The organism is uncultured Campylobacter sp., from assembly GCF_938017705.1.
Lineage (GTDB): Bacteria > Campylobacterota > Campylobacteria > Campylobacterales > Campylobacteraceae > Campylobacter_B.
The window spans coordinates 1-10629 of record NZ_CALIIS010000046.1; the positions used below are offsets into that span (position 1 = coordinate 1).

Consider the following 10629-nt stretch of genomic DNA (forward strand, 5'->3'; position numbering starts at 1 on the left):
GAGCCGATCTGCGCGCCGGGGTTTATATCTACGGCGGTGATTATACGAGTAAGTCCGCTGATCGCACGAGCTATAAGCTTAAAACCTCGCTCGTAGAAAAAATGCGCGAAACGATAATTTATCAGCGCCCAGACGCCGGGATAGCAGAAAAATATCTCAAATACGCTGTTACATGCGGGGTCTTGGCGCAAGGGCTCGGTGAAGTCCTGTTTTAAAATTTGCCAAAAACTCATTTGATCGTCTTTAGATAGCTGTTGTCGTTTAAAAACAGATATAGCTCGCCCAGGATATGCTTTTTCTCTTTTGCGTCTATGAGGTCAGATTTTTCGATCCGCTCGTTTAGGCTTTCGCGGATATCTACTACGTCGTAGTCCATATCCTCCAAGATGTCGATGACCGATTGCGATTCGATGAAATCCTTGATCTCAAAGCCGCCGTCATCGCGCAAGATCACGGTAGCTTCGCTTGGATGAGCGAAAAGATTGTGATTCATACCCAGCACCTCTTGATAAGCTCCAACAAGGAAAAAGCCTAAAAAATACTCCTCCTCTTCGGGGTCCACGTCATGTAAAAATAGCGGGTTGATCTCTCTGTCAAATCCGATCTCTCCGTCGCTATCGCAGGTGATATCCCAGATCGACGCCGATAGCGTGGCGCGTTCATCCAGCCTCTCTAGCGGCATGATCGGGAAGTGCTGCTTGATGCCCCAAAAATCGGGCAGACTTTGAAAGATCGAAAAATTTACCAAATAGCGCTCTTGGGCGTTGCCTAGGGAGTTTAAGAAATTGCTGTATTCTTGTTTGTTGCCTAAAATTCCATACGCCTTTCGCATTATTAGATGAACCAAAATTTCGCCGTTTGAGCGGTCGATCAGATCGACGTAGCCCAGATCAAAGAGCGTAAGCACGCTCTCCATGTGCGACATAGCATCGTGCAGATACTCTAGCGCGTTGGAGGGTTTTAGAGTTTTATACAGATCGTATAGCTCGGCGACTACCGGCGGATTGTCCTTTTTTAGGGCGAGCTTCTCTTCGGCGTATTCCTGGGTAAAAAGCTCCAAAATCGGCGCTACGAGCACCGCATGGCTGGCGGCTACGTATCTGCCGCTCTCGATAAAAATATCCGGCTCGGCCTCTTTTTTATCCTGTGCGATCGATTTTAGCAGGAAGACCACGTCGTTGGCGTATTCTTTTAGCGTATAGTTGCGGCTGGAGCTCTCTTTGGCTTGAGAGTATTCGATAGCGAGCCCTCCGCCTAAATTTATGGATTTTAAATTTTTTGCGCCCATTTTACGAAGCTCGGTATAGATATTGCCCGCCTCGATGAGAGCCTTTTTGAGCGGGTGGATCTCTGTAATCTGCGAGCCGATATGAAAATGAATCATCGTAAACTGCTCGATGAGGTCGTTTTTCTTGAGCAAATTTATCGCCTCTATGAGCTCGGTCGAGGTAAGGCCGAATTTGGAATTTATCCCGCCGCTTTTCGCCCACATACCGCTTCCGGAGTTGTGCAGCCTGATGCGAAGCCCGATGAAAGGCTTTGGCGCGAATCGCTCCTTAGCCGTTTCGATGATGGTTTCAAGCTCGTTTAATCCCTCGATCGTAAGCGTTACGTTATGCCCCATCTCTGCGGCGATGAAGCCGATATTGATGAGCTCCTTATCTTTAAAGCCGTTTACGGTAATCGGCGCGCCGTATTTGTTATACGCCATCGCTAGCAGCAATTCTGGCTTGCTGCCGGCTTCGAGTCCGTATCCGTAAGGCTCGCCGATATCGACTAAATTTTTAACGAAGCCCGGGAATTGATTTACCTTGAGCGGATAGACGGCGTGGAATTTTCCCTTGTAATCAAACTCCTTAATGGCGCGGTTAAAATTTGAGTAAATTTCGACGATCTGCTTTTTGATGAGGTGCGGGAAGCGCAGCAGTATCGGGCCTCGCACGCCGTCTGCGCGGATCTCTTTTATGATATCCACCAAAGGCTGCTTGAAATCGGAGTTTAGGCATAGCTTGCCGCCGTCTATCGTGAAGTTGGAATTTCCCCAAATATTTAGTCCGTAATCGTTCATGCTCTATCCTTAAAAAATGCTTCGACCTCTTTAAATTTAATCGCAAAGGTGGTTTGATCCTCTAAATTTTTACACCATACTTCGGCGCGATCAAACTCGTCCTGTCCGATGCAAAGGCAAAATTTAGCCTCCGCCCCGTCGGCTGCCTTTAAATGCTTCGCAAGCGCCTTGGGCTCGTATGAAATTTGAGTTTTACAAAACTTTCGCAGCTTTAGCGCAAACGAAAACGCCGTGCTTACGAACGCCTCATCCAGTGCGCCGATATAAAGACCCTCGCGCGCTTGTGGGCTTTCGCGCGTTTTTAAAATTTCGGCTATTCGCTCGATGCCGATCGCAAAGCCCACGCCCGCCGTCTTTCTGCCGCCTAAAAACTCCACGAGTCTGTCATAGCGCCCGCCGCCGCCTACGGCGCTTTGTGCGCCAAGTTCGCTTGAGACGAACTCAAAGGCGGTTTTGCAGTAGTAATCAAGCCCGCGCACGAGCTTCGCATCGATCTCAAATTTTTGCCCGTTTTGGGTTAAAATTCTTTGCAGCTGCGCAAATTCCGCGGCGCAGGCGTCGTTTAAATTTTCCGTTATAAGAGGCGCGGCGGCTAAAATTTTCTGGCAGCTCTCGTTTTTGCAGTCCAGCACGCGGATCGGATTGGTGTCGATACGCCTTTGGCAGTCCTCGCAGAGCCTGTCTTTGCGCTCTTGCAAGAAATTTACGAGCTTGGTTTTATACGCCGGCATGCACTCCTGGTCGCCTAAAGAGTTGATTTTAAGCGTTGCGGCGACATTTAGCTCGCGTAAAATTTGAGCTAGCATCAAGATCACGCTCGCATCCTCATAAACGCTACTTTCGCCGAAGCACTCGACGCCGAATTGATGAAACTCGCGCAGACGCCCCTTTTGCGGGCGCTCGTAGCGAAACATCGAGCCTTGATAATAAAATTTATGCACGCCGCTGCTGCGGTCTAGCTTTTTTTCGATAAAGGCGCGCACGACGCCTGCGGTGCCTTCGGGGCGCAGGCAGACGCTATCTCCGCTTTTGTCGCTAAACTCATACATCTCCTTGCCGACGATGTCGCTGCTCTCGCCGACGCTGCGGCGAAATAGCGCGGTCTGCTCGAGTTTGGGAGTTTCGATGAGGCAAAAGCCGTAATTGCGCGCCACGCGCTCGCACACGTTTAAAATTTGCGAGTAGATGCGCGCCTGCTCGCCTGAAATATCGTTCATACCGCGAAGTGCCTTGATCATCGATAAAATCCTTTGTGAAATTTTAAAATTTTCAAATTTTTGCGGCGATTATAGTTAAATTTTCCTAAATTTTAAGCCCTGCCGCTCGCGGTTTTGTATAGGTTCTGCTTATTTACATCGCGCGCCGTTTCGGATTAGACGTCTATTTTAAACCGGCTAAGCTAGGCGGTAAAATTTCTACTTCGCCGCCTTGAAGCTCAAGAATTCCTCATAGCGGCGATCGATGATCTCTTTGATCTCGGCGTAATTTTGTGGCGAGTTTTCTATGTAAAAATAGGCGTTGTCGAAGTTTTTATCGCCGAATTTGCGCGCGACGAAATCGTCGTAATCTTGCAAATACCAGCCGTGCGTTTTGGCAAATTTCGTACGGTCCGTGGTGTAGTAGGCATTTGCGAAGGCCTTGCCCGCGGTGTTTAGCTCCTCGCTGCCTAGCACGCCGTCCATGGCGCCAAAGAAATACCCGCGATAATCAAAGCTATCGTCCATCTTTGCTATATCGTCCGCGAAATCCGCCGCGAAGTCCTTGGAGTAAAGCTTGCGCTCCATGCACCAGCGGAAGAAAAACGCGATGTGCGTCGCGCCGTTTTCCTGCGGGATGTCGGTCGGCGCATTTTTCGCACCCCAGTGCCATTTTGCCTTGTCATAGGTTACGTAAGCCATTTTGCTCTCCTTTTTTTTGGACTTTAAGTTGCATAAATTTTAGAAATTAAAAGCAAATGACGCTTGGTAAAGCTCTAAATTTTATCCGATGCAATCTGCGCCGTGAAATTTCAAATTTTATATCAGGTCGCCCATTATCTCATAATCGCATTCGCTTCGTAAAATTTTGCCGCGACTAAAATTACGTTTAAATTCTATCGCGCCTCGTAGAATTTCATGCACCCCGTCCTATGTCCTTTAGTCGCTGCTTTGCCGCAGCCGTCACATCCTCTTCATAATCATACCACGCAAACATCGCGCCGTGCTGCACCGAGCCGCCCAGCAGATCGCCTCCTTGGCGGTTTTTCAGATCGATATTTGCGACCTTAAATCCGTCCAGCGTCGCTGCGAACTCGCGTAGGCGCTGCGGCGGGGATTTGAGCTTGGTGTAGAGGTAGCAGCGCCCCGCCTGGCCTTTGCGTCCGACGCGCCCTCGCAGCTGATGAAGCGACGCGAGCCCCATTCGCTCGGCGCCCACGATTAAAATGACGCTAAGCCGCGGCAACGAGATACCCACTTCGACGATCGTCGTAGTTATCAGCAGCCGCCCCTCGTCGCGGAAGCGGCGCAAAACCTCTTCTTTGTCCTTGTCGCTGCCGTGAGTAATCATCACGTCCGCAAACTGAGCCTTCCAAAACGGCGTCGCCTCTTCAAGGCTTTGATAGACCGAGCTTTCGCTTTGCTGCACGAGCGGATAGACGATGATCGCTTGATTGCCCGCGGCGAGCTCGCGGCGCAGATCCTGCATAAAGCCCGCAAATCCGTCATTTTGCAAAATTTTAGTTTTGATCTGCTTTTCAAACGGTAGCTGTTTTAAAAAGCTAAAGCTCACAAGCTCGGACTGGATCATGCTTAGCGTGCGCGGTATCGGCGTGGCGCTAAATTGAATGAAATGCGCGCGAAACTCGCCGCTCCCCGTGAGGCGCGCAATCTTTTCGCGCTGATTCGAGCCGAAGCGGTGCTGCTCATCGACCATTATGAGATTTGACGGCGCGAGCTCGTGGTAGAGCAGGGCGTGAGTGCCGATGATAAGGTGCGCGCCTGCGAAATTCGGCTCGCGATCGCCGCTTTTTACGAGCAGAACCTTAATCTGCGGCGGCAGCAGACGGAGAGCTTCGGCGTAAATCTGCTCGGCTAGGATGCTCGTAGGCGCCATCAGATAGCTGATGCGCGGATAGTTCATCGCCGCGCTAGCGAGGATGACGAGCGTCTTGCCGCTGCCTACGTCGCCCATGACGACGCGGCGGCGCGCCAGAGGGCTTTGCAGATCGCTAGCGATGTCCTTTATCGCGCTTAACTGATCGCGCGTAGGCTCAAAAGGAAGCGAGGCAAGCCAGTCTGAAATGTCGTGCAGCGGGTAAATTTGCGCAGGGAAGCTCGTTTTTTTCGCGCTTAGCTTTTGCAAGTAGTTTAGAATTTCTACAAATTTCAGTGTGCGTAAAATTGCAGCACCGCTCATCTGTGTGACGGCTGCGGCTCGGACGGCCTCGGCGGTATGGATAGTTTCAGCCTCGCTTGCAATTTGAGCGATTGTAGTTTGGGCGGCTGCGGTCTGGATAGTTTCAGTTTGATAATGCGTAGGTTGCACGGCACAATCGCGCGAAGCGCTCATCGGTGCGGCGAGCGCGTCCTGAACAGCCTCGGCGGCGCTTGCGGTCTGAGCGATCGTAGGCTCTGCGGTCTGCGCAGCTACTACTGTCTGAAGATTTTTGATTTGATCGCACGCAGGCTGCGTGCCCGCAGCTTGTGCGCTCAAAGTTTGGGTAGTCGCGGCTTGCGCGCTCGCTACTTGGCTTGAAGTTTGGATTGCCGTAGGTTTTCCACTTGATTCTTGAGTTTGGGCGGCTACGGGTTGCAAATCTGCAGTTCGAATGTCTGAAGTTTGGATTGCTGCGGGTTGCATATCTACGTCTCGGGTGCTTAAATTTTGTTGTGCGGCTTGCTCGGCTATGGACTGCTCGGGCGCGACATGAGTTAGCATGGGTTGCGCGGTCGCAGCTTGAGCCTCTGCTGGTCGTGTCGCTGCTTGGACGTCTGATACTGGGTCATTTGAAATTTTTTTCCCACTTGTAGCCGCTTCATTGCCTGCTTCGAGGTCGCCCAAAATTTCATCTCTGTGCGCCTCGGCGCCGTTTGCGGCAAGAAAATCCTCGTCGCTTTGGACGTTAAAATTTTCGTCGTTATAAATCTCTGCGCAGCGCGCCCGAGGCTGATCGCCGTCTAAGATTTCATCGCTCGCAATCTCGCCGTCGCGGAGACTTGGGTGGGGCGAAGCCTTCATGTTCTTTGGAATTTCTCCGCTTAAAATTTCATTCGCCGTGCTGTGCTTTGCTTCGCAGGCAAGAGCTTCGCTGCTTTGAAGATAGTTTGAAATTTTACCTTCAAAAATTTCACCGTTTTGTGATCTGCCGTTTAAAATTTCGGCGGCGGCGGAGCTTTGAGAGCTCGGAATTTCGCTGTTATCTGAAATTCCGTCGCCATTTAAAATTTTATCGCTGCTTGGAATTTCGCCTCTTAAAATTTCACTGCCGCTCGGGATTTTGCCGCTGTTTGAAATGTCGTCGCGCTCGCCGAAATTTTCTGCGCCGCCCTCTTTGAGCTGCCTATTTAGCGCGGTTAGCATTCGCACGCTGCGCGGTGAGCTCTCGTGTAGCGCGAGCAATACCGCCGCCTCGTCCGCGCGCAGTCCGCAGCCTAAAAGCGCACCCGCGCTTAGATATTTTTTGATCAGCTTTTGCGCCGCGGCGTCGCTCAGCGCGGCTTTGTATTTGGGCGCGATCCTGCCCGGCTCGCTCACGATTTTTGGGTTTACGAACTGCCACGAGCCGAAGCTCTCGTCGCATTTGCCGTGGATGAAAAATTTTTTGCCGCGCTTGAAGGCGCCGAAGTGCCAGCTTTTGGCGTTGAAGATCACGATTTTGATTTCGCGCTTCCAGCTGAGGCAGTGCGCCGTGACGATGAGCATCGAGCCGCGCCTGTGCTGGAAGAGGCACTCGACCTCCGCCGTGCTCTCGCCTGCGCAGGGCGCGTCCCCCACGCTTAGATCGTCGAAGCTTTTGGGCAGAAGCAGCGCCAGATCCAAAAGCGTCGTAATGCCCGCCTTTTGCAGTGCCGCCGCGTCTTTTGCTTCAAAAATCAATTTTCATCCTTTAAATTTGATAGGCGTTTAAGCCCTCGCGCTGTGAAATTTTACGCGTCGAAGCGAAATCACCCGCCTAAATTTGATCGAAATTTTACGCGCCGCATCGAACGCTTGCTCAAATTTATTCAAAATTTTCACCCATTGCGGCAAATTTACTCGCCGGCTGCGCCTGTAAATTTTGCCGCTTTGTGCGTGTTTTGTTTAGCAGCCGTGCCTTTGCGGTGCGCACCTCGTTTTAAAACATAGCGCGATCGCTTGAAATTTCACGGCGCGACTTACAAACGGCGTGCGAAATCGCGCTTTGATTTTGCGTGCTGAAATTTTACCGAGCCGCACACGGCGCCTTTAAATTTAGCCGTTCTTGCAAGGCTCGTAAATTTAATCGTTTCTGCAAAGCCCCGTAAATTTTAGCGCGACGCAAGTGCGGTTTTAAATTTAAACGCACAAGCTGTCCGCTAGCGGAGCGAAAAAGTAAAATTTAGCACCATTCGCGCCGCTTTACAAATTTTAAAATTTACCCAAATTTTAGGCCGGTCGCAGGTATACACTCGCTGTGCCGCGACGGACTAAATTTTAAGCCCCTTTTTCGCGGCGACCTCGTCGCAAATGACGGAAAAGCTTAGGTTTGTAATCTCGTCGTGCGATCTGATGAAATCGTTGAGCGCCCCGAGTTTTAGCGTCTCGATGCGCTTTAAATTTCGCTCGAACTCGCCGAATGTGTAGCCCTTGTAATACTCGCTCTGCGCGATCGCTGCGCGCTTAAACATCGTCTCTTTTTGCAGCACGGCGCTTCCGATCAGGAATTTTTTAGCGCTTTTTAGCTCCGTTTCGCTCACGCCCGAGGCGATAAATTTCGCGATCTCCTCTTTTACGAGCGCGGCGGCGTTTTGTAAATTTTCGTTTTTAGTCTGCAGATAGCCCCAAAACTCGCGGCGGCTAAGCTCGAAATCGCCGCGTGCATAGACCGAGTACGCAAGCCCATGCTTAACGCGGATGCGCTCCATCAGCCTGCTGCCGAAACCGCTGCTTCCGAGTACGAAAAGCGCGGTGTTTGCGATGAACTCCTGCTCCTTTGGCAGCGCAAAAGGCGCGCCGAAGTAGATGTAGGCCTGCTGCGTCTGCTCTTTTTGGATCTTTATTTTTTTCGCATCGCTCGGCGTGAAAAACGGCAGCTCGCGCTTTTCTCCGCTTGCAAAAAGGCTTAAAATTTCCGCGATTTTCGGGTTTTTATCGCTCACGTCGCCGCATAAAACGACGTATAAATTCTCTAAACTCAGTGAGGCGAAAAACTCCCGCACGTCCTTCATAGTGATCCGCTCTATGCTCGCCTCGTCGCCTATGAGCGGCCGCTCGAGCCTCGTGCGCGGATACAGAAGCGCTTTTAGGTTGCACGTCGCGATGTAATCGAACTCGCTTTTTAGCACGGCGATCTCGCCTATGGTTTGCATTTTTAGCTTTTCCAGCACCGAGGGCGTTAGATTGGGCTCTTTAAGCAGCTCTCGCAGCATGTCTAAGCCGAAATCGAAGTGTTCTTTTAGGCAGTTTAGCTGGATGCCGAAGGTTTCAAAATTGCTCGCAGCGCTGATCTCGACCGCGCGGATATCGAGCTTGCGGTGGAATTCGCTCACTCCTAGCGTCTTTGAGCCCTCGCCCAAAACGCCCGCGCAGATACGCGCAAGCCCCAAGATCTTCTCGCTCACTGCGCCGCTTGCTTTAAAAATTAGCTTGAAGCTCGCCACCGGCAGCGAATCGTCGAACTGATACAAAAAGTCGATTTTAGCGTTCTTGCCGCCTTTGGTCTTAAGTGAAATCTCTTTTTTTTCCATCGTTTTCCTTTATAAAATTTTTAAATTTTATCGCTCTTGCAGGCGCGGTTTTAAAATTTTGGCGCAGCCGCGCCGCTTTTGAAATTTACGCCTGGGCTTACTTTTAAAATTTTGCTAAAACGAGTTTTCAAAATTTTTTTTCAAACTCGCTTCTAAAATTTCGCGCTAGGGCAGTTTTGCCCGTACTGCTTAAAATTTTAAAATTTAATCGCGCCGCACGTTTTGTAAAAATTCAGCGCCCGAAACACCGCGCCGCGCAGTATTTGCAGTACGAGACGAAATATATCCGCGCCCAAATACGGCAAGCGTTGTAAACGAAATGTCTCTCAAGCGCCGTCTCCGTGGCATTGATCTTGCGGCGCAGAATTTTGCGTCCGCAAAATTTTAAGGCGAAATTCCACAGCAAAATGAAATTTTACCGTGCAAATTCCGCTCGCGCCAGTAAATTTAAACCCGTACCGATATCAAAATTTAAATCCTGCGGCAAAATTTCACGCTCGCGATCACAAAAATTCGCTATCTGTTTTAAGACAAAATTCTACCGCTAAATTCTAGCCGTAAGCGCATAAATTCCTACCGCAAACGCGCAAAAGCCCGCACTCTAAGCGTACGTCTCCAAAATATCGTAGTTAGTGTTGCGCTTGGCGGGTATTTCGTCCACGTCGCGGATCAGCGCTATCATCTCGTCCTTGCTCATCCGAAAGCTCGCGCCCGCCGCCTTTACGACGTTTTCTTCCATCATCGTGCTTCCAAGATCGTTCGCGCCGAATTTCAGCGCCAGCTGCCCGATGTAGCTGCCCTGCGTGACCCAGCTGCTTTGGATGTTTTTGAAATTATCCAGAAATAGCCGCGAGACGGCGAGCAGGCGCAGGTAGCGGTTCGGGCTTTGCTTTTTGATCTCCGGATGCTCGCGCAAAAGGCGGGTATTTTGCCCTTGAAAACTCCATAAAATGAACGCTCGAAAGCCGCCCGTGCGGTCTTGCAGCTCGCGGATTTTTTCCCAGTGCTCTACGATCTCGCGCGTGCTCTCCAGCGTGCCGAACATCATAGTGGCGGTCGTTTTCATACCGATGCCGTGTGCCTCCTCGTGCACTCTAAGCCATGTGGCGCTGTCGCTTTTGCGCGGCGCTACGAGGTCTCGCACGCGGTCGCTTAAAATTTCGGCTCCGGCTCCCGGCATCGAGTAGAGTCCCTTGGCTTGCAGCCTGCGAAGCACTTCAATCGTGCTGATGCCGCTAAGGCGCGCGATATAATCGATCTCGATCGCCGAGAAGCCGTGGATCGTGATGCTCGGGTAATTTTTGCGGATGAACTCCACTAGATCCTCGTACCATTCGATTTTCAGCTTCGGATGGACGCCGCCTTGAAATAAAATTTGCGTGCCGCCCACGGCGATGAGCTCCTCGATCTTTTCGCCGATCTGCTCAAAGCTCAGCACGTAGGCGTCTGCGTCGCTTGCGTGGCGGTAAAATGCGCAAAATTTGCAATCCACCATGCAGGCGTTGGTGTAGTTTATGTTTCGATCGATGATGAAAGTCGTGACGCGATCCGGATGCAGCTCGCGCTTGCGCGTAAACGCCGCTCGCCCAAGCTCGTTCAGATCGGCATGCTCTATTAAATTTAAGGCTTCATCTATACTTAGTCTTTTCAAATTTA

General features: G+C 50.9%; 6 protein-coding genes and 1 pseudogene. All 7 read right to left on the reverse strand.

Annotated elements, in window-relative coordinates:
• Window positions 1-233: pseudogene (locus tag Q0605_RS02605) on the reverse strand (serine O-acetyltransferase); the annotation flags it as partial.
• Complete coding sequence (gene speA / locus Q0605_RS02610) at window positions 230-2068, reverse strand: biosynthetic arginine decarboxylase (protein WP_298703963.1); 1839 nt, start codon at window positions 2066-2068, stop codon at window positions 230-232. The gene speA and the pseudogene Q0605_RS02605, both read right to left, overlap by 4 nt.
• Window positions 2065-3306: a histidine--tRNA ligase gene (gene hisS, locus Q0605_RS02615; RefSeq protein ID WP_298703965.1), complete on the reverse strand. Its 1242-nt coding sequence runs from the start codon at window positions 3304-3306 to the stop codon at window positions 2065-2067. The genes speA and hisS overlap by 4 nt, the downstream gene beginning before the upstream one ends.
• A 177-nt stretch (window positions 3307-3483) precedes the next feature.
• Entirely contained in the window at window positions 3484-3966 is a 483-nt protein-coding gene (locus Q0605_RS02620) for a hypothetical protein (protein ID WP_298703967.1), read from the reverse strand.
• Window positions 3967-4180: 214 nt separating this feature from the next.
• A complete protein-coding gene (gene recG / locus Q0605_RS11400; protein ID WP_363317200.1) occupies window positions 4181-6970 on the reverse strand; it encodes an ATP-dependent DNA helicase RecG in 2790 nt (929 codons plus the stop codon).
• Window positions 6971-7713: 743 nt separating this feature from the next.
• The gene (locus Q0605_RS02630) at window positions 7714-8973 is read right to left on the reverse strand and encodes a pitrilysin family protein (RefSeq protein WP_298703969.1); all 1260 of its coding nucleotides are present in this window, start codon (window positions 8971-8973) and stop codon (window positions 7714-7716) included.
• A gap of 601 nt (window positions 8974-9574) precedes the next feature.
• Window positions 9575-10624 carry a dehypoxanthine futalosine cyclase gene (locus Q0605_RS02635; RefSeq protein ID WP_298703973.1) on the reverse strand — a complete coding sequence of 350 codons (1050 nt, stop codon included), beginning with the start codon at window positions 10622-10624 and terminating at the stop codon, window positions 9575-9577.
• Window positions 10625-10629: the final 5 nt, after the last annotated feature.